Below are 22,517 nucleotides of genomic sequence, written 5' to 3' on the forward strand. Positions count from 1 at the left end.
GGTTTGTGCTAGCGCCTGAGGTTGGGGCGGTGGAGGAGGGAATGAGCTTTTTTGTCCTTTTTGAAAAAAACTTCAATGGGGCTATTGACTTAGGTTCGTTACCTGCGTAAATTTCGCGGCCTCAGCGAAGCAAACGTAACAAAGCAGAAACACAGCGAAAGCGGTGATAAAGCAGAAAGTTAAGTTTGATGAGTTTGGGTGATTAGCTCAGCCGGGAGAGCATCTGCCTTACAAGCAGAGGGTCGGCGGTTCGATCCCGTCATCACCCACCACTTCCTGGGAAGTTCCTGACCCGGATCGCTTCGAAAGAAACGGTCTACCAGAGAGGAACAGGACGCAAGTCCACATCGCGCAGCGGTAGTTCAGTCGGTTAGAATACCGGCCTGTCACGCCGGGGGTCGCGGGTTCGAGTCCCGTCCGCTGCGCCATTTTTCTCCAGATCGGTTCATGACCGGTTTGAGGTCCGAAGGTACCGAAGCCTTCAGGCCAGATCCCAGTTTCAAGCAGGCGAAAGCCTGTGCGATACGCAGCGGTAGTTCAGTCGGTTAGAATACCGGCCTGTCACGCCGGGGGTCGCGGGTTCGAGTCCCGTCCGCTGCGCCATATCCGCCTCGAGGCCCTTGAACTCCTCGAAGCAAAACGAAGAAAGCGACCTCCGGGTCGCTTTTTTCGTTTCTGGCGTTCTGTTCTAAACCGCGCTCTCAAATACACCGCGATCCCTGTGGGAGCGGGTTCACCCGCGATTACCATAGTGAATCCACCATCGCCATCGCGGGTAAACCCGCTCCCACAGGATCCGCGTCGTTTCCGGCATCTCGTTCGGCAGATGCGACTAATTATTTCCACATGCCATCCGTTCTTCTGGGAGACAAGCCCGGCCGCTGTCATGGCCGGGGCGTGCACCTACAGGAAAACGAAAAATGGGCATCGAACGCGACGCATCCGGCCTGACCCTGTTCTGCCTGCCTTATTCCGGCGCCAGCGCCACCTGCTATAGCCCATGGAAGCACAAGCTGCCTGCCTGGCTGAGCATTCGCCCGCTGGAGCTGCCCGGCCGCGGCATGCGCATGGACGAACCGCTGCACACCGATATGGCCGCCCTGGCCAGGCTGCTGGCCGACGAAATTGCCGTCGAGCTGGACCGCCCCTACGCATTGTTCGGCCATAGCCTTGGCGGCCTGCTGGCCTTCGAGCTGGCCCATGTGCTGCGCGAGCGCGGCCTGCCGCAACCCTTGTGCCTGTTCGCTTCGGCCACCGCCGGCCCGTCCCGTCGCGATGTCAGCGAGTACGCCCGCGAAAAGACCGACGCCGAACTGATCGACCGTTTGCGCGAACTTGGCGGCACCAGCGAAGGCGTATTGGCCAACCAGGAACTGCTGGAACTGATCCTGCCGATCCTGCGTGCCGACTTCCTGCTCTGCGGCAGCTTCAACCATGGCCAGCGCGAGCCGCTGGACCTGCCGATCCATGTATTCGGCGGCAAGCGCGACACGGTCAAGGTCGAGGAACTGCTGGACTGGCAGGAGGACACCTGCACCGGCTTTTCCCTCGATATGTTCGAAGGCCATCACTTCTACCTGATCGACGAACAGGCCCAATTGCTCCGGCAGATCCGCCGCTACGCCGAAGAGCACCTGTCCCGCTGGCGCAATCGTGCCGGGCGCCAGCCCGCCCAAGCCGCCGGCTGAGCCAACGCGACAGCACGCGTCGGCTCGGCCGGCGCGTTTTCTTTTCGTCACCCGCCCCCTTTTTTGCCAAGCCCGAATTCAAGCAGGAACACTCCATGGACGCGTTCGAACTCCCCGTCACCCTGGCCCAGTCCCTCCAACGTCGTGCCGCACAGACGCCGGACCGACTGGCCCTGCGCTTTCTGTCCGACGAACAGGACCAGGGCAGCGTGCTGACCTACCGTGACCTCGACCAGCGTGCCCGCACCATCGCCGCCGCCCTGCAAGGCCAGGCGCAAGCGGGCGACCGCGCCATCCTGCTGTTCCCCAGCGGCCCGGACTACGTCGCCGCCTTCTACGGCTGCCTGTATGCCGGCATCATCGCCGTTCCGGCCTATCCACCGGAGTCCAACCGCCGCCACCATCAGGAGCGCCTGCTGTCGATCATCGCCGACGCCGAGCCGGCCCTGGTGCTGACCGCCGCCGCGCTGCGCGACAGCCTGCTGGAAGTCGAAGCGCTGGCTGCCGAAGGCGCCCCGGCGCTGCTCTGCGTCGATACCCTGGAACACACCGACACCTGGGTCGCACCGGAACTGACCGGCGACCATATCGCCTTCCTGCAATACACCTCCGGCTCCACCGCGTTGCCCAAGGGCGTGCAGGTCAGCCACGGCAACCTGGTCGCCAACGAACAGCTCATCCGTCACGGTTTCGGCATCGATATCAACCCGGACGACGTGATCGTCAGCTGGCTGCCGCTGTACCACGACATGGGCCTGATCGGCGGCCTGCTGCAGCCGATCTTCAGCGGCGTGCCCTGCGTGCTGATGTCCCCGGCCTATTTCCTGACCCGCCCGCTGCGCTGGCTCGAGGCGATCAGCGAGTACAAAGGCACCATCAGCGGCGGCCCGGACTTCGCCTACCAGTTGTGCGCCGCCCGGGTCAGCGAGACGGCCCTGGCCCGGCTCGACCTCAGCGGCTGGCGCGTCGCCTATTCCGGCTCCGAGCCGATCCGCCTTGATAGCCTGGAGGCCTTCGCCGAGAAGTTCGCCGCCTGCGGTTTCGACGCCAGCAGCTTCTTCGCGTCCTACGGCCTGGCCGAAGCCACCCTGTTCGTCGCCGGTGGCAAGCGCGGCCAGGGCATCCCGCACCTGCGCCTCGACGAGCAGGAGCTGGCGCGCAACATCGCCAGGGCGGGGCAGGGCAGCCCGGTGATGAGCTGCGGTACCAGCCAGCCGGAACACGCCGTGCTGATCGCCGATCCGCAAAGCCTGGACAGGCTTGGCGAGAACCAGGTCGGTGAAGTCTGGGCCAGCGGCCCGAGCATCGCCCATGGCTATTGGCGCAACCCGCAAGCCACGGCGAAAACCTTCGTCCAGCACGACGGCCAGACCTGGCTGCGTACCGGCGATCTCGGCTTCATGCGCGACGGCGAGCTGTATATCACGGGGCGTCTCAAGGACATGCTGATCGTCCGCGGCCAGAATATTTATCCACAGGACATCGAGCAGACCATCGAGCGCGAGGTCGAGGTGGTGCGCAAGGGCCGGGTCGCTGCCTTCGCCGTCAACCAGGACGGTATCGAAGGTATCGGCATCGCTGCGGAAATCGGCCGCAGCGTGCAGAAGAACGTGCCCGCCGAAGACCTGATCCGTACCCTGCGCGAAACCGTCGCCGACGCTTATCAACAGGCCCCGGCCGTCGTCGTGCTGCTCAACCCGGGCGCACTGCCGAAGACGTCCAGCGGCAAGCTGCAACGCTCGGCCTGCCGCACCCGCCTGGCCGACGGCAGCCTCGACAGCTACGCGGTGTTCCCGCAAATCGGTGCCAAGGCCAGCGACACCGCCCTGGCCCGGTCCAACCTCGGTGAGCTGGTCGCGCGCACCTGGCGCGAACACCTGCAAGTGGACGACATCGCTGCCGACGACCATTTCTTCCTGCTCGGCGGCAACTCCATCCTCGCCACCCAGGTGGTCGCCAGCCTGCGTGACGCCCTGGACATCGAGCTGAACCTGCGCCTGCTGTTCGAAGCGCCGACCCTGCAAGGCTTCGTCGCCGCCATCGAAGGCGCCCGGTCGGGTGCGCAAGCCCAGGACGGCATCGTCCGTCTTGCCGGTGACGAAGGCCTGCCTCAGTCTCTCGCCCAGAACCGCCTGTGGTTCACTTGGCAACTGGATCCGCAGAGCAGCGCCTACAACATCCCGGCCGGCCTCATCCTGCGCGGCGAGCTGGACGAAACCGCTCTGCGCAGTGCCTTCCAGCGCCTGGTCGAACGCCATGAATCCCTGCGCACGCGCTTCTACGAAGTGGACGGCGTGGCCCTGCAACGCATCGACCCTGCCGGTCAGTTCGACCTCCAGCGCATCGACCTCGGCGATCTCGACGAAGACGAGCGTCGCAGTCGTGCCCAGGCCATCCGCGAGGAACAGGCACGCCTGCCGTTCGACCTGGAAAACAGCCCGCTGCTGCGGGTGCAATTGCTCTGCCTGGACGAACAGGAACACCAGTTGCTGGTGACCCTGCACCACATCATTGCCGACGGCTGGTCGCTGAACGTGCTCATCGACGAGTTCTCGCGGCTTTACGCCGCCGCGGTGCAGGAGCAGCCGCTGACCCTGGCGCCACTGCCGGTGCGCTACGCCGACTACGGCCAGTGGCAGCGCGAATGGCTGGCCCGGGGCGAGGCCGAGCGCCAGCTGGCCTACTGGAAAGAGCAGTTGGGCGACGACCACCCGAGCCTGAGCCTCGCCACCGATCACCCACGCTCCACCCGCCAGCAGCACAGTGCCTCGCGCTACAGCCTGCGCCTGAGCGCCGAGCAGAGCAAAGCCCTGAAAGCTGCGGCCCAGGGCAGCCAGTCCACACCGTTCATGCTGTTGCTGAGCGCTTTCCAGACCCTGTTGCACCGCTACAGCGGCCAGACCGATATCCGTATCGGCGTGCCCGGCGCCAACCGTCCGCGCCGGGAAACCCAGGGCCTGATCGGCTTCTTCATCAATACCCTGGTGCTGCGCGCCGAACTGGATGCGCGCCTGCCCTTCGCCGAGCTGCTCAAGCGCACCCGCCAGGCGGCACTGGAGGCCCAGGCCAACCAGGACCTGCCGTTCGATCAACTGGTCGAAGCCTTCCCACAGGCCCGCGAGCAGGGCCTGTTCCAGGTCATGTTCAACCACCAGCAACGCGACCTCGGCGCCCTGCGTCGCCTGCCCGGCCTGCTCGCCGACGAACTGCCGTGGCACAGCCGCGAGGCCAAGTTCGACCTGCAACTGCACAGCGAGGAAGACCGCAGCGGGCGCATCAACCTGTCCTTCGACTACGCCGACGAGCTGTTCGAGCGCGCCACCATCCAGCGCCTGGCCGGGCACTATGTGCGCCTGCTGGCCCAGGTCTGCGCCTCGACCGAGATCGCCCTCGGTGACCTGTACCTGCTCGACGAAGCCGAACAGGCCCGCCAGGCCAGCTGGAGCGTCGCCCCGTGCACCCCGGCCAGCCGCTGGTTGCCGGAGCTGCTCAATGAACAGGCCCAGCGCAGCCCCGAGCGCACCGCGCTGGTGTGGGAGGGCGGCAGCCTGGATTTCGCCGGCCTGCATGCCCAGGCCAACCGCCTGGCCAACTACCTGCGCGACAAGGGCGTCGGACCGGACGTGAAGGTGGCGATCGCCGTCGAGCGCTCGCCGCAACTGCTGATCGGCCTGCTCGCCATCATCAAGGCCGGCGGCGCCTACGTGCCGCTGGATCCGGACTACCCGAGCGAGCGCCTGGCCTGGATGCTGAGCGACAGCGGCGTTTCGCTGCTGCTGACCCAAAGTCATCTGCTTGGCGATCTGCCAAGTGCCGAAGGCGTCAGCGCCATCGCCCTCGACACCCTCAAGCTGGACAACTGGCCGAGCCATGCGCCGGGCCTGCACCTGCACGGCGATAACCTCGCCTATGTGATCTACACCTCCGGCTCCACCGGCCTGCCGAAAGGCGTCGGCAACACCCACGCGGCCCTGGCCGAGCGCCTGCAATGGATGCAGGCCAGCTACCAGTTGAACGACAGCGACGTGCTGATGCAGAAGGCGCCGATCAGCTTCGACGTGTCGGTATGGGAATGCTTCTGGCCGCTGATCACCGGCTGCCGGCTGGTGCTTGCCGGACCCGGCGAGCACCGCGATCCGCACCGTATCGCCCAGCTGGTCCAGCAGCATGGCGTGACCACGCTGCACTTCGTTCCGCCGCTGCTCCAGCTGTTTATCGACGAGCCGCTGACGGCCAACTGCACCAGCCTGCGCCGGGTATTTTCCGGGGGCGAGGCGCTGCCGGCCGAGCTGCGCAACCGTGTGCTGGCGCAACTGCCCGATGTGCAACTGCATAACCGCTACGGCCCGACCGAAACCGCGATCAACGTCACCCACTGGCATTGCCAGGCCAGCGATGGCGCTCGCTCACCGATTGGCCGGCCGCTGGGCAACGTCATCTGCCGGGTGCTCGACAGCGAACTGAATGCCCAGCCCGATGGCGTGGCCGGTGAGCTGTGCATTGGTGGCCTGGGTCTGGCCCGCGGTTATCTGGGCCGCGCCGCGCTGACAGCCGAACGCTTCGTGCCGGATGCCGCCGGCGAGCCGGGCGCGCGCCTGTACCGCACCGGCGACCGCGTGCGTTGGGCCGCCGATGGTGCGCTGGAGTACTTCGGCCGTCTCGATCATCAGGTCAAGCTGCGTGGCTTCCGCGTCGAGCCGCAGGAAATCGAGGCCCGCCTGCTGGCGCTGGACGGTGTCGGCCAGGCGGCCGTGGTGGTGCGCCAGACCCTTGCCGGTCCGCAACTGGTCGGCTATTTCACCGCCGAGAAAACCGGGGAGGGCGAGGCCGCGCAGAGCGCCCGCCTGAAGGCCGAACTGGCCCTGGAGCTGCCGGAGTACATGGTTCCGGCACAACTGGTGCGCATGGACGCGATGCCCCTGGGCCCGAGCGGCAAGCTGGACCGCCGCGCACTGCCCGAGCCGCACTGGCAGTCCCGCGAACATATCGAGCCGCAGACCGCACTGGAGCACCGCATCGCCGCCATCTGGCGCGAAGTGCTGGGCGTGCCGCAAGTCGGCCTGGCCGATGACTTCTTCGAACTGGGCGGGCACTCGCTGCTGGCGACCCAGATCATTTCCCGCGTGCGCCAGGCCTTCGACGTCGAACTGCCGCTGCGGGTGCTGTTCGACCACCGCGAGCTGGGCGCCTTCGCCGAGCAGATCGCTGCGCTGCAGGCCGCTGGCGCACGCAACAGCCAGCAGGCCATCGCCAGGGTCGATCGCAGCCAGCCGGTGCCGCTGTCCTACTCGCAGCAGCGCATGTGGTTCCTCTGGCAGATGGAGCCGGACAGCCCCGCCTATAACGTCGGCGGCATGGCACGACTCAGTGGCGCCTTCGATATCGGCTGCTTCGAAGCGGCCCTGCAGGCGCTGATCCTGCGCCACGAAACCCTGCGCACCACCTTCCCCAGCGTCAATGGCGTGGCCTGCCAGAAGGTTTCCGAAGAGACCGGCGTGGCCATGCAGTGGCTGGATATTTCCGCGCTGCCCGCCGCCGAGCGCCAGGTACGCCTGCAAGCCTTCGCCGACAGCGAAGCGCACAAGCCCTTCGACCTGGAAACCGGCCCGCTGCTGCGTGCCTGCCTGGTCAAGGCCGGCGAGCAGGAGCACTACTTCGTGCTGACCCTGCACCATATCGTCACCGAAGGCTGGGCGATGGATATCTTCGCCCGCGAGCTGGGCCTGCTCTACGAGGCCTTCCTCGACGGCAAGCCGTCGCCGCTGGAACCGCTGGCGGTGCAGTACCTCGACTACAGCGTGTGGCAGCGCCAGTGGCTGGAATCCGGCGAGCGCCAGCGCCAGCTGGACTACTGGACGGCCCAACTGGGCAAGGAACACCCGCTGCTGGAACTGCCCGGCGACCGTCCGCGGCCGGCCGTGCAAAGCCACCAGGGCGAACTGTTCCGCTTCGATCTCAGCGATGACCTGGCCGGCCGCGTGCGCGCCTTCAACGCGAAGAATGGCCTGACCCTGTTCATGACCATGACCGCCGCCTTGGCCATGCTGCTCTACCGCTACAGCGGCCAGACCGACCTGCGCATCGGTGCCCCGGTGGCCAACCGCATCCGTCCGGAAAGCGAAGGGCTGATCGGCGCCTTCCTCAACACCCAGGTGCTGCGCGTGCAGCTCGACGGGCAGATGCGCGTCGGTGAGCTGATCGAACAGGTGCGCCAGACCGTGATCGACGGCCAGTCCCACCAGGACCTGCCGTTCGATCACCTGGTGGAAGCCCTGCAGCCGCCGCGCAGCGCGGCCTGGAACCCGCTGTTCCAGGTGATGTGCAACGTGCAGCGCTGGGAATTCCAGCAAAGCCGCGAGTTGGCCGGGATGACCGTCGAGTACCTGGTCAACGACGCCCGTGCCACCAAGTTCGACCTCAACCTCGAAGTCACCGAGCTCGACCACCGCCTGGGCTGCTGCCTGACCTACAGCACCGACCTGTTCGACGAGCCGCGCATTGCCCGTATGGCCGCGCACTGGCGCAATCTGCTGGAAGCGCTGCTGGCCGATCCGCAACAGCGCCTGGCCGAGCTGCCGTTGCTGGCTGACGACGAGCGCCAGCAGCTGCTCGACAGCCTCGGCGTGGAGCCTGGCGAGCAGCGTCTCGACCAGTGCATCCACAGCCTGTTCAGCGAGCGGGTCAAGACCGCTCCGGATGCGGGTGCGCTGACCTTCCGCGGCCAGACCCTCAGCTACGCCGAGCTGGATGCCCGGGCCAACCGCCTGGCCTGGATGCTCCGCGAGCAAGGCGTCGGCCCGCAGGTGCGGGTCGGCCTGGCGCTGGAGCGTTCGCTGGAAATGGTCATCGGCCTGCTGGCGATCCTCAAGGCCGGCGGCGCCTATGTGCCGCTGGACCCGGAATACCCGCTGGAACGCCTGCACTACATGATCCGCGACAGCGGCGTGCGCCTGCTGCTCAGCGACACCAGGTTGCTCGAAGCCCTCGGCGAACTGCCGGAAGGCGTGGCGCGCTGGAGCCTGGAGGACGACCTGGCGAAACTGGCCGCTTACCCGGACAGCGAACCGCCGTTCATCAGCCTGCCGCAGCACCAGGCCTACCTGATCTACACCTCCGGCTCCACCGGCCTGCCGAAGGGCGTGGTGGTCAGCCATGGTGAAATCGCCATGCACTGCCAGGCGGTGATCAAGCGCTTCGACATGCGCCCGAGCGACTGCGAGCTGCATTTCTATTCGATCAACTTCGACGCCGCCACCGAGCGTCTGCTGGTACCGCTGCTGAGCGGTGCACGGGTGGTGCTGCGTGCCCAGGGCCAATGGGATGCCGAGGAAATCTGTGCGCTGATCCGCGAGCAGGGGGTGAACATCCTCGGCTTTACCCCGAGCTATGGCAGCCAGTTGGCCCAGTGGCTGGCGACCCGGCAACAGCGTTTGCCGGTACGCATGTGCATCACCGGCGGCGAAGCCCTGACCGGCGAACACCTGCAACGCATTCGCGCGGCCTTTGCCCCGGAGCTGTTCTTCAATGCCTACGGCCCCACCGAAACCGTGGTCATGCCCCTGGCCTGCCTGGCGCCGGCCGAGCTGGAGGAGGGCCAGGCCAGCGTGCCGATCGGCAGCGTGGTCGGGGCGCGGGTCGCCTATATCCTCGATACCGACCTGGCCCTGGTACCGCAGGGCGCCACGGGTGAGCTGTATGTCGGCGGCGCGGGGCTGGCGGTGGGTTATCACGAGCGTGCCGGCCTCACCGCCGAGCGCTTCGTCGCCGATCCGTTCGCCACTGACGGCGGCCGTCTGTACCGTACCGGCGACCTGGTGCGTCAGCGTGCCGACGGTCTGGTGGAATACATCGGCCGGGTCGACCATCAGGTGAAGATCCGTGGCTTCCGTATCGAACTGGGCGAGATCGAAAGCCGCCTGCTGGAGCATGCCGCCATCCGCGAAGCTGTGGTGCTGGCGCTGGATACGCCGGCGGGCAAGCAACTGGCCGGTTACCTGGTCAGCGATGTCGCCAATCAGGATCAAGCACAGCAGGCCCGCCTGCGTGACGAACTGAAGGCCGCGCTCAAGGCGCAACTGCCGGACTACATGGTCCCGACCCACCTGGTCCTGCTCGACGCCATGCCGCTGACCGCCAACGGCAAGCTCGACCGCCGCGCCTTGCCGATGCCGGATCCGGAGCTGAACCGCCAGCACTACATGGCGCCTACCAGCGAGCTGGAACAGCGCCTGGCGCGGATCTGGGGCGAGGTGCTGAACGTCGCCCGGGTCGGCCTCAACGACAACTTCTTCGAGCTGGGTGGCGATTCGATCCTGTCGATCCAGGTGGTCAGCCGTGGCCGTGCCGCTGGTATCCATTTCACCCCGCGCGACCTGTTCCAGCACCAGACCGTGCAGGCCCTGGCCGCCGTCGCCACCACCCGCGAAGTGGTCAGCGCCGAGCAAGGGCAACTGACCGGTGCTTCGGCGCTCACGCCGATCCAGCACTGGTTCTTCGAAACCCCGATCGCCAACCGCCAGCACTGGAACCAGGCCGTCCTGCTGGAGCCGACCCAGGTGCTCGATGCCGTGCAACTGGAACAGGCATTGAAGGTCCTGCAACAGCAGCACGACGCCCTGCGCCTCGGCTTCCGCGAGCAGGATGGCGCCTGGCAGGCGGCCTTCCGCGACGGCGAGGACAGCCTGCTGCGGGTCGCCCAGGTCAGCGACATGGCCCAATGCACCGTGCTCTACGACGAAGCCCAGCGCAGCCTCGACCTGCAGCAGGGCCCGTTGCTGCGTGCTCTGCTGGTCAGTGGCCCACAAGGCGAACAGCGCCTGCTGCTGGCGATCCATCACCTGGTGGTGGATGGCGTGTCCTGGCGCGTGCTGCTGGAAGACCTGCAAAACGCTTATCGCCAACAGCCGCTGCCGGCCAAGACCAGCGCCATGCGCGACTGGGCCGAGCGCCTGGCCGCCCATGCCGCCAGCGATTCGCTGCGCGAGGAACGCGACTGGTGGCAGGCCCACCTGGGCAGCGAGGCCATGCCGCTGCCGGGCACCGACAAGGCCGGTGGCCAGGAAAACCGCCATGCCGCCAGCGTCAGCGTACGCCTGGATGCCCAGCGCACCCGCCAGTTGCTGCAACAGGCACCGAGCGCCTACCGCACCCAGGTCAACGACCTGCTGCTGACCGCCCTGGCCCGTGTGCTTTGCCAGTGGACCGAGCAGCCGTCGGCGCTGGTCCAGCTGGAAGGCCATGGCCGCGAAAGCCTGTTCGACGGGATCGACCTGACCCGCAGCGTCGGCTGGTTCACCAGCGCCTATCCGCTGCGCCTGACTCCGGCGGCCGAGCTGTCCGGCTCGATCAAGGCGATCAAGGAACAACTGCGCGAAGTACCGCACAAGGGCCTCGGCTACGGCGTGCTGCGCTACCTCGGCGACGCCGACAGCCGTGCCGCGATGCAGGCACTGCCGGTGGCACCGGTGACCTTCAACTACCTCGGCCAGTTCGACCAGAGCTTCGCCAGCGACGCGTTGTTCCGCCCGCTGGAAGAGCCCGCCGGCATCGCTCATGACCCGCAGGCGCCGCTGCCCAACGAGCTGAGCATCGATGCCCAGGTCTATGGCGGCGAACTGGTCCTGCGCTGGACCTTCAGCGCCGAGCGTCACCAGCAGGCGACCATCGAAGCCATCGCCCAGGCTTACCTGGCCCAGTTGCAGGCGCTGGTCGAGCACTGCCTGGACGAAGACAGCGGCGGCCTGACCCCGTCCGACTTCCCCCTGGCCCGCCTGACCCAGGCCGAGCTGGACGCGCTGCCGGTGCCGGCGGCGCGGATCGAGGATGTCTACCCGCTGACCCCGATGCAGGAGGGCATGCTCCTGCATACCCTGCTGGAACCCGGCACCGGCCTGTACTACATGCAGGACCGCTACCGCATCGACAGCGCCCTCGACCCCGAGCGCTTCACCCGCGCCTGGCAGGCCGTGGTGGCCCGCCATGAAGCGCTGCGCGCGTCGTTCTGCTGGGATATCGGCGAAGGCATGCTCCAGGTTATCCACAAGCCGGGCGATACCCCGGTGGACTACCTCGACTGGCGCGGTATTCCTGCCGAACAGCAGGAAGCGCAACTGCAAGCCCTGCACAAGCGCGAGCGCGAGGCCGGCTTCGATCTGCTGCACCAGGCGCCGTTCCACCTGCGCCTGATCCGCGTCGGCGAGGCCAGCTACTGGTTCATGATGAGCAACCACCACATTCTCATCGATGCTTGGTGCCGTTCGTTGCTGATGAACGACTTCTTCGACCTGTACATGGCCCTTGGCGAAGGCCGCGAGGCGCAACTGCCGCCGGCCCCGCGCTACCGCGACTATATCGGCTGGCTGCAACAGCGCGGCCTGGAGCAGGCCCGTGACTGGTGGCGGGCCAATCTGCGCGGTTTCGAGCGGCCGACGCCGATCCCCAGCGACCGTCCGTACCTGCGCGAGCATGCCGGCGAAAGCGGCGGCATGGTGGTGGGCGATGTCTACACCCGCCTCGACGAAAGTGAAGGCGCCCGCCTGCGCGAGCTGGCGCAGCAGCACCAGTTGACCGTCAACACCTTCGCCCAGGCCGCCTGGGCCCTGACCCTGCGCCGCCTGAGCGGCGAGCGCGACGTGCTGTTCGGCGTTACCGTGGCCGGGCGCCCGGTGGATATGCCGCAGATGCAGCGCACCGTCGGCCTGTTCATCAACACCATCGCCCTGCGTGTCGGTTTGCCTGGCGATGGCGAGCGGCAGAGCGTGCGCCAGTGGCTGAACGGCCTGCTCGACAGCAACATGCAATTGCGCGAGTACGAATACCTGCCGCTGGTGAATATCCAGGAGCTCAGCGAGCTGCCCAAGGGCCTGCCGCTGTTCGACAGCCTGTTCGTGTTCGAGAACGCGCCGGTGGAAGTCTCGGTGCTGGACCGTGCACAAAGCCTGAATGCCACCTCGGATTCCGGTCGCACCCACACCAACTATCCGCTGACTGCCGTGTGCTACCCGGGCGATGACCTTGGCCTGCACCTGTCCTACGACCAGCGCTACTTCGACCAGAGCACCGTCGAAGGCATGCTGGCGGAGTTCAAGCGCCTGCTGCTGGCGCTGGTGGAAGGCTTCCACGGCGATATGGCGGCGCTGCCGCTGCTGGGTGACGATGAGCGCGAGTTCCTGACCCGTGGCGTCAACCAGAGTGCCCGCGAATATCCGCTGGAGCGCAGTTATGTGGTGCAGTTCGAGGAGCGGGTTGCGGCCCATCCCGAGCGGATTGCCGTAAGCCATCTGGCCGACCGCATCAGTTACCAAGCACTCAACGAGGCCGCCAACCGCCTGGGCCATGCCCTGATCGCGGCGGGCGCCGGCTTCGACCAGCCGATCGCCCTGCTGGCCGAGCGCGGCCCGGACCTGCTGGGCATGATTATCGGCAGCTTCAAGGCCGGCGCAGGTTACCTGCCGCTGGACCCGGCATTGCCGAACCAGCGCCTGAGCGGCGTGATCGGGCAGAGCAGGGCGCCGGTGCTGGTGTGCAGCGCCGCCTGCGAAGCCCAGGCCCGTGAGCTGCTGCTCGGCAATGAAGCGGTGCAACTGCTGGTCTGGGAACAGGTCCAGCAAAGCGCCGAAACCACCAATCCCGGTCGCTACAGCAGCCCGGACAACCTGGCCTACGTGATCTTCACCTCCGGCTCCACCGGCCTGCCGAAAGGCGTGATGGTCGAGCAGCGCGGCATGCTCAACAACCAGCTGAGCAAGGTCCCGTACCTCGACCTGAGCGACCAGGACGTGATCGCCCAGACCGCCTCGCAGAGCTTCGACATTTCGGTCTGGCAGTTCCTCGCCGCACCGCTGTTTGGTGCCCGGGTGGATATCGTGCCGAACGATATCGCCCGTGATCCACAAGCGTTGCTGGCGCATGTCCAGGCTCAGGGCATCAGCGTGCTGGAAAGCGTGCCGTCGCTGATCCAGGGCCTGCTGGCCGAAGAACGGGTCAGCCTCGACGGCCTGCGCTGGATGCTGCCGACCGGCGAAGCCATGCCGCCGGAACTGGCGCGCCAGTGGCTGCTGCGTTATCCACAGATCGGACTGGTGAATGCCTACGGTCCGGCCGAATGCTCGGACGACGTGGCCTTCTTCCGGGTCGATCTGGCGTCCACCGAAAGCACCTACCTGCCCATCGGTACCCCGACCGACAACAACCTGATCTACCTGCTGGACGACGCCCTGGAACTGGTTCCTATCGGAGCCGTAGGCGAGCTGTGCGTCGCCGGTACCGGCGTCGGCCGCGGCTATGTCAGCGACACCCGCCGAACCGTTCCTGTCTTCGTTCCCAACCCGTTCGGCGCCCCGGGCGAGCGCCTGTACCGTACCGGCGACCTGGCCCGGCGCCGTGCCGATGGCGTGCTGGAATACGTCGGCCGTGCCGACCACCAGGTAAAGATCCGCGGCTACCGCATCGAACTGGGCGAGATCGAAGCGCGCCTGCTGGAGCACCCGGCGATTCGCGAAACCGTGGTGCTCGATATCGATGGCCCACAGGGCAAGCAGCTCGCCGCCTATGTGGTCACCCGCAGCGCGCTGGATGTCGATCAGCTCAAGGCTTCGCTGAAAACCAGCCTGCCGGACTACATGGTCCCGACCCACATCGTGCAGTTGCCGGCCATGCCGCTGACGCCGAACGGCAAGCTCGACCGCAAGGCCCTGCCGCAGCCGGATACCAGCCTGTCGCAGACGGCCTATGTCGCGCCTGAAACCGAACTGGAACGGCAACTGGCTGCGATCTGGGCCGAAGTGCTGAAGATCGAGCGGGTCGGTCTCGACGACAGCTTCTTCGAGCTGGGCGGGCACTCGTTGCTGGCGACCCAGGTCATCTCCCGTGTCCGTCAAAGCCTGAAGATCGAGCTGGCATTGCGCAGTTTGTTCGAGGCCCGGGACCTGCGCGGTTTCGCCCGCCAGGTCGCCGCCGCCGAAAGCAGCCAGCAGCAGGCGACCACCCTGGCCGACCGCAGCCAGCCGCTGGCGCTGTCCTATGCCCAGCAACGCCAGTGGTTCCTCTGGCAACTGGAACCGCAGAGCGCCGCCTACAACATGCCGGCCGCCCTGCGCCTGCGCGGCGCGCTGGATATCGCTGCGCTGGAGCTGAGCTTCGAAAGCCTGGTCGCCCGCCACGAAACCCTGCGCACCACCTTCCGCCAGGACGGTGCCCAGGCCGTGCAGGTGATTCACGCCCCGGCGCCGTTCGTGCTGGAAGCGGAACAGTTGCCGGCGTCCGGGCTGCCCCGTGAGGAACAGGTGCGCCTGTTCATCGAGGCCGAGACCCTGCGCCCGTTCGATCTGGAACAGGGGCCGTTGCTGCGCGTGCGCCTGCTGCACCTGGGCGCTGATGAACATGTGCTGGTGCTGGTCCAGCACCATATCGTCACCGACGGTTGGTCGATGCCGATCATGGTCGATGAACTGATGCGCCTGTACGCCGGCTACAGCCAGGGCGAGGCAGTGCGCCTGGCGCCGCTGGCGATCCAGTATGCCGACTACGCGCTGTGGCAACGTGAATGGCTGGAGGCGGGCGAGAAAGCCCGGCAACTGGTCTACTGGACCGCACAACTGGGCGGCGAACAACCGGTGCTGGAACTGCCGACCGACCATCCGCGGCCGCCGGTACAGAGCACTGCCGGCGCGCAGTTCAGCTTCAGCCTCGACCCGCAACTGGCGGCCGCACTGAAAACGCTGGCGCAAGGGCAGGGCGTGACCCTGTTCATGCTGTTGCTGGCCTCGTTCCAGACCCTGTTGCACCGCTACTCGGGCCAAGGCGACGTACGCGTCGGCGTACCGATCGCCAACCGCAACCGCGCCGAAACCGAGCCGTTGATCGGCTTCTTCGTCAACACCCAGGTGCTCAAGGCCGAGCTGGATTCCCAGACCCGCGTCGTCGAGCTGCTGCAACAGGTCAAGCGCCATGCCCTGGAGGCCCAGGCCCATCAGGACCTGCCGTTCGAGCAACTGGTGGAAGCCCTGCAACCGGAGCGTGACCTGAGCCGCAGCCCGCTGTTCCAGGTGATGTACAACCACCAGAGCGAAGCCGCTCACCTGGTGCCGCAACTGGCCGGCCTGCAACTGGAAGCGGTGCCGTCCGATAAGCACACCGCGCAGTTCGACCTGATGCTGCATACCGTGGAGCACAGCGACGGCCTGAGCGCCTCGCTGACCTACGCCACCGCCTTGTTCGAAGCCGACACCATCGCGTGCATGGCCGGGCACTGGCAGCAATTGCTGCGCTCGATCAGCGCCGATGTGCAGCAGCGCATCGGTGAGCTGGCCCTGCTCGACGCGACCGCCCAGCGCCGTATCGTCCAGCAGTGGAACGCCACCGCCGCGCCGTTCCCCGGCGATACCGGCATCCACCACCTGTTCGAAGCCCAGGTGGCGAAGACCCCGGACGCCCCGGCGCTGGTCTTCGCCGGCCAGCAACTGAGCTACGCCCAGCTCAACCGCCGGGCCAACCAGCTGGCGCACAAGCTGCGCGAACGGGGGGCGCGTCCGGATGCGCTGATCGGCCTCGCCGTGGAACGCAGCCTGGAAATGGTCATCGGCCTGCTGGCAATCATGAAGTCCGGCGGCGCCTATGTGCCGCTCGACCCGGATTACCCGAGCGACCGCCTGGCCTACATGATCGAGGACAGCGGCGTCGAACTGCTGCTGACCCAGGAAGCCCTGGTGGAGCGCCTGCCGATCCCGGGCCATGTCCGGTCCCTGAGCCTAGATCGGCTGTCGCTGGAGCACTACAGCGACGCCAACCCGGTGCCGGTGAGCCTGGCCGACAACCTCGCCTATGTGATCTACACCTCGGGCTCCACCGGCAAGCCGAAAGGCGCCGGCAACAGCCATCGCGCGGTGATCAACCGCCTGCACTGGGGGCAGAAGGCCTATGGGCTGGAGGCCAGCGATACCGTGCTGCAGAAGACCCCGTTCAGCTTCGACGTCTCGGGCTGGGAGTTTTATTGGCCGCTGCTGTGCGGCGCGCGCCTGGCGGTAGCCCTGCCGGGCGACCACCGTGACCCGGACCGGCTGCTGGCAACCATCCGCCAGTACGGCGTCACCACCGTGCATTTCGTGCCGTCCATGCTCCAGGCCTTCATGACCCATGAAGACGTCGAGACCTGCACCAGCCTGCGCCGGGTGATGTGCAGCGGCGAGGCGCTGCCGGTGGAACTGGCGGTCCAGGTACTCAAGCGCCTGCCCCATGCCGACCTGCACAACCTGTACGGGCCGACCGAGGCGGCGATCGAGGTCACCCACTGGACCTGCAGCCTCGATGACCTGAACGTGCCGATCGGCCATCCGATCGACAACATCAAGACCCATATCCTCGAGGACGGCCTGCTGCCGGCCGCGCCGGGTTGCGCTGCCGAGCTGTACCTGGGCGGCGTCGGCCTGGCCCGCGGCTACCACAAGCGTCCGGCGCTGACCGCCGAGCGCTTCGTGCCCGATCCATTCTCCACCGACGGCGGCCGCCTGTACCGCACCGGTGACCTGGCCCGCTATCGCGGCGAAGGCATCGTCGAATACGCCGGGCGTATCGACCACCAGGTGAAGATCCGCGGCCTGCGCATCGAACTGGGCGAGATCGATGCACGGCTGCAGGAGCACCCGGCGGTGCGCGAGGCCAGCGTCATCGATATCGACGGCGCCAACGGCAAGCAACTGGCGGCCTACCTGGTTGCCCGCGATCCCCAGCAGAACACTGACGAGCTCAAGGAAATCCTCAAGGCCCACCTCAAGGTGCACCTGCCGGAATTCATGGTGCCGAGCCACTTCCTCTGGCTGGAGCGCATGCCGGTGAACGCCAACGGCAAGCTTGACCGCCGGGCCCTGCCGAAGCCCGACCTGAGCCAGAACGCCTCGTCCGGCGTGGCCCCGAGCACTCCGCTCGAGGCGGAACTGGCGGCCATCTGGCGCGACGTGCTGAAGCTGGAGCAGGTCGGCGTGACCGACAACTTCTTCGAGCTGGGCGGCGACTCGATCATCTCCATCCAGGTGGTCAGCCGTGCGCGGCAGGCGGGGATCCTGTTCACCGCCAAGGACCTGTTCCAGCGCCAGACCATCCAGGGCATCGCCCAGGTGGCCAGCCGCGCGCCGGCGGTGCGCATCGAGCAGGGCGCCCTGAGCGGGCCGACGCCGTTGCTGCCGATCCAGCAGCGTTTCTTCGCCAGCCGGGTGCCCGAGCGTCATCACTGGAACCAGTCGGTGCTGTTCACCCCGACCGTCGCACTGGAGGCAGGACGCCTGGAAGCTGCGCTGCAACGCCTGGTGGCACATCACGATGCGCTGCGCCTGAGTTTCGTCGACGCGCGCGCCAGCTTCCGCGATGCGGTCAGCGGTGAACTGCTGTGGGTGCGCGATGTGGAGTCTCGCGAGGGGTTGCGTGCCCTGTGCGATGAAGCGCAGCGCAGCCTGAACCTGGTCGAGGGCCCGCTGCTGCGCGGCCTGTTGGTGAACCTGCCGGAGGGCGAACAACGCCTGCTGCTGGTGATCCATCACCTGGCGGTGGATGGCGTGTCCTGGCGCATCCTGCTGGAAGACCTGCAGGCGGCCTATAACGGCGCGGTGCTGGCGGACAAGACCCATTCGGTGAAGGTCTGGGCCGAGCAGTTGCACGCCTGGGCCGCCACGCCGCAACTGGCCGCCGAACTGGGCTGGTGGCAGGCGCAGTTGCAGGGTGCCAGCGACGAACTGCCGCTGGACCACGCCGACGGCGGCCGCCAGCACCAGCATGAAGTCACCGTCAGCAGCCGCCTCGATGCCGGCCTTACCCGGCAACTGTTGCAGCAGGCTCCGGCGGCTTATCGCACGCAGATCAACGATCTGCTGCTGACCGCCCTGGCCCGGGTGATCGGCCGCTGGACCGGGCGCAGCGACACCCTGGTACGCCTGGAAGGCCACGGGCGTGAAGAGCTGTTCGAGGGCATCGACACCCACCGCACCGTCGGCTGGTTCACCAGCCTGTACCCGGTCAGGCTCAGTGCCGCCGACGACCTTGCTACGTCGTTGAAGACCATCAAGGAGCAGTTGCGCGCAGTGCCGCACAAGGGCCTGGGCTACGGTGTGCTGCGCTGGCTCGGCGACGAGCGGGCGCAATGCACCCTGGCGGCGCTGCCCCAGGGCGAGATCGTGTTCAACTACCTTGGCCAGCTGGACGGCAGTTTCGCCGCCGACGACGCGCTGCTGGCGCCATCCGGCGAAGGCAGTGGCCAGGGCCAGGGCGACGAAGCACCGCTGGAGAGCCTGCTGGCGATCAACGGGCAGGTACTCGACGGCCAGTTGGAAATGCTCTGGAGCTTCAGCGGCGAACTGTTCGAACGCAGCACGGTGCAAGGGCTGGCCGACGCCTACGCCAGCGAACTGCGCCTGCTGATCGAGCACTGCCTGTCGGCCAATGCCGGTGGTGCGACGCCGTCGGACTTCCCCCTGGCCGGCCTCGACCAGCGCCAGCTCGACAGCCTGCCGCTGCCGGCGGCGCAGATCGCCGATATCTACCCGTTGTCGCCGATGCAGCAGGGCATGCTGTTCCACAGCCTGTACGAGCAGGACAAGGCCAGCTACGTCAACCAGATGCGCGCCGAAGTGCGCGGTATCGAGGTCGAGCGTTTCATCGCCGCCTGGCAGGCCGTGGTGGATAACCACGAGGTGCTGCGGGCCAGCTTCGTCAGCAGTTTCGGTCAGCCGTTGCAGTTGATCCGCAAGCAACTGGCGGTGCCGTTCGAACTGCAGGACTGGCGCGGGCGCAAGGACGTCGAAGCCGCACTGGTCGAGTTCGCCGAAGCCGATCGCCAGCGCGGTTTCGATCTGCAACACGACGCCCTGTTGCGCCTGAGCCTGCTGCATACCGACGAGGGCGTGCATCAACTGATCTTCACCTGCCACCACATCCTGCTGGATGGCTGGAGCAGCTCGCGGATGTTCGGCGAGGTGCTCCAGCGTTATCACGGCGAGGCGGTGTCGGCGGCCAGCGGTCGCTACCAGGACTACATCCACTGGCTGCAACGCCAGGACGCGGCGCTGGCCGAGCACTTCTGGCGCGGCCAACTGGCCGAGCTGGAAGCACCGACCCGCCTGGCACCGTGCTTCCGCGCAGCGGGGCAGGGTCATGGCGAGCTGCGCCACGACTTCGCCGTCGAGGTGAGCGCACAACTGGGCGAGTTCGCCCGGGACCAGCGCGTCACCCTCAACACCCTGTTGCAGGCGACCTGGATGCTCCTGCTGCAACGCTATACCGGGCAGGCCACGGTCACCTTCGGCGCCACGGTGGCGGGGCGTCCGGCGGACCTGCCGGGTGTCGAGGAACAGCTCGGCCTGTTCATCAACACCCTGCCGGTGGTCGGCAGCCCGCATGCCGAGCAGCGCGTCGAGGACTGGGTGCAGGAAGTCCAGGCGCTCAACCTGGTACTGCGCGAGCACGAGCACACCCCGCTCTACGAGGTGCAGCGCTGGGCCGGCTGGGGCGGCGAGGCGCTGTTCGACTCGATCATGGTGTTCGAGAACTACCCGATCGCCGAGGCCCTGCAACAGGCGTCGCCGCGTTCGCCAAGCTTTGCCAAGGTGGTCAACCAGGAGCAGACCCACTATCCGCTGACCCTGGCGGTGGAGGCGGGCGAGCGCCTGTCGCTGGCGGTAGGCTATGACCTGGCGCACTTCGACCGGGCCGCCATCGAACAACTGCTGCGGCACTTCGAGCACCTGCTGCTGACCCTGGCTGCCGACAGCCAGGCGCTGCTCGGCGAACTGTCGCTGCTCGACGAGAGCGAGCGCCAGCACCGGCTGCATGACTGGAACGCCACGGCCACCGACTACAGCGAAGCCTGCATCCACGAGCTGATCGAACAGCAGGTCCAGGCCACGCCGGACGCTGCCGCGCTGATCCTCGGCGAGCTGCAACTGAGCTACGCCGAACTGGATCGCCAGGCCAACCGTCTGGCCCATCGCCTGCGTGACCTGGGTGTCGGCCCGGATGTGCTGGTGGGGATTTCCCTGGAGCGCAGCCTGGAAATGGTGGTCGGCCTGCTGGCGATCCTCAAGGCCGGCGGTGCCTATGTGCCGCTGGACCCGGCCTACCCGCGCGAGCGTCTGGACTACATGGTTCGCGACAGTGGGATCCGCCTGCTGCTGACCCAGTCGTCGTTGCTCGCCGACCTGCCGATCAACGACGGCCTGACCAGCCTGAGCCTCGACGAACTGATCGACTGGCAGGACCTCGCCGAGGCCGCGCCGCCGCAGGTCCGGGTGAATGCCGACAACCTCGCTTACGTGATCTACACCTCCGGCTCCACCGGCCGGCCGAAAGGCGTGGAAATCCGCCACGGCGCCCTGACCAACCACATGCTGTGGATGCAGGACGAGCTGCAACTGCTACCGAGCGACCGCGTCCTGCAGAAGACCGCCTTCAGCTTCGACGCCTCGGTGTGGGAATTCTGGCTGCCGCTGCTCAACGGTGCGCAACTGGTCCTCGCCAGCCCGGCGCTGAGCGATGACCTGACCCTGCTGTGGCGCGAAGTGGCCGGACAGGCGATCAGCATCCTGCAACTGGCGCCGTCGGTTCTTCAGGCGCTGCTGCCGGAAGTACGTGCAGGTCAGCTGGATTCGCTGCGGACCCTGGCCTTCGGTGGCGAGGCCCTGAGTGCGGCGCTGGTCGGGCAGTTGCGCGAACAGTGGGGCGGCCAGGTGTACAACCTGTACGGCCCGACCGAGGCGACCATCGATACCAGCAGCCTGCTGATCGACGGCCCGCTGGACACCGCGATCGCTGCCATCGGCCGACCGATCGGCAACGTGCGCACCTATGTCCTGGATAGCAATCTGCAGCTGTGTCCGGTGGGCAGTGCCGGCGAGCTGTATGTCGGCGGCGACTCCCTGGCGCGCGGTTACCACCAGCGTCCGGAGCTGAGCGCCGAGCGCTTCGTGCCGGATCCGTTCACCCCGGGCGCACGCCTGTATCGCACCGGCGACCTGGTGCGCTACCGCGCCGATGGCGTTATCGACTACCTGGGGCGTATCGACCATCAGGTGAAGATCCGCGGCCTGCGTATCGAACTGGGCGAGATCGAGGCCCTGCTGCTGCGTTTGCCAACGGTGCGCGAGGCGGTGGTGCTGCCGCGGGAAAGCGCCAACGGCACGCAATTGGTGGCCTGGATAGTGGCGGAGCAGGGCGTGGTCACGGGCGACGAGCTTGTCCACGAACTGAAAGGGCTTCTGGCCCATGACCTGCCGGGCTTCATGGTGCCGACGCAGTGGCTGTTCCTGGAACGGTTGCCGCTCACGCCGAACGGCAAGCTCGATCGCCGGGCCCTGCCGCAGCCGGACATCGGCCACGCCCACGCCGCCTACGTGGCGCCGCAGGGCGAGCTGGAAGAGCAGCTCGCAGCGATCTGGGCCGAGGTGCTCAAGGTGGACAAGGTGGGCATGAGCGACGACTTCTTCGAACTGGGCGGGCACTCGCTGCTGGCGACGCAGATCGTCAGCCGTGTGCAGAAGGAACTGGGACACCACGTGCCGCTGCGCGCCATGTTCGAGCTGAACACCTTGCAGGCCCTGGCGGCCTACATCGAAGGCCAGCAGGACAAACGCATCGACGAGGCCAAGGTGGATCGCCTGTCGGACCTTATGGCCGAGCTGGAGGCCCTGTAAACACGGACCCTGTGGGAGCGGGTTCACCCGCGATGACGATGGTGGATTCACCGGCGCAATCGCGGGTGAACCCGCTCCCACACGGCCCCCGCAAACTGGAAAAAAACCTGTTCCACCCGGTAAATCCCCACCGCGCTGGTGCGTTTCTCCAGCAAGGAAA

General features: G+C 66.9%; 2 protein-coding genes and 3 tRNA genes. All 5 read left to right on the forward strand.

Annotated elements, in window-relative coordinates:
* Positions 1-196 precede the first annotated feature (196 nt).
* The 5 genes from ACKLLE_RS07985 (at position 197) to ACKLLE_RS08005 (ending at position 22,357) form a co-directional block, all read left to right on the forward strand.
* Positions 197-272, forward strand: a tRNA-Val gene (locus tag ACKLLE_RS07985).
* Positions 273-351: 79 nt separating this feature from the next.
* A tRNA-Asp gene (locus ACKLLE_RS07990) sits at positions 352-428 on the forward strand.
* A gap of 98 nt (positions 429-526) precedes the next feature.
* Positions 527-603 (forward strand) — tRNA-Asp (locus ACKLLE_RS07995).
* Positions 604-920: 317 nt separating this feature from the next.
* Entirely contained in the window at positions 921-1,688 is a 768-nt protein-coding gene (locus tag ACKLLE_RS08000) for a thioesterase II family protein (RefSeq protein WP_064304852.1), read from the forward strand.
* 95 nt (positions 1,689-1,783) lie between these two features.
* Positions 1,784-22,357 carry a non-ribosomal peptide synthase/polyketide synthase gene (locus tag ACKLLE_RS08005; RefSeq protein ID WP_420057526.1) on the forward strand — a complete coding sequence of 6,858 codons (20,574 nt, stop codon included), beginning with the start codon at positions 1,784-1,786 and terminating at the stop codon, positions 22,355-22,357.
* The last annotated feature ends 160 nt before the right edge of the window (positions 22,358-22,517 follow it).

Origin of the sequence: Pseudomonas bharatica, assembly GCF_048586865.1 — a bacterium.
GTDB classification, from domain to species: domain Bacteria; phylum Pseudomonadota; class Gammaproteobacteria; order Pseudomonadales; family Pseudomonadaceae; genus Aquipseudomonas; species Aquipseudomonas bharatica.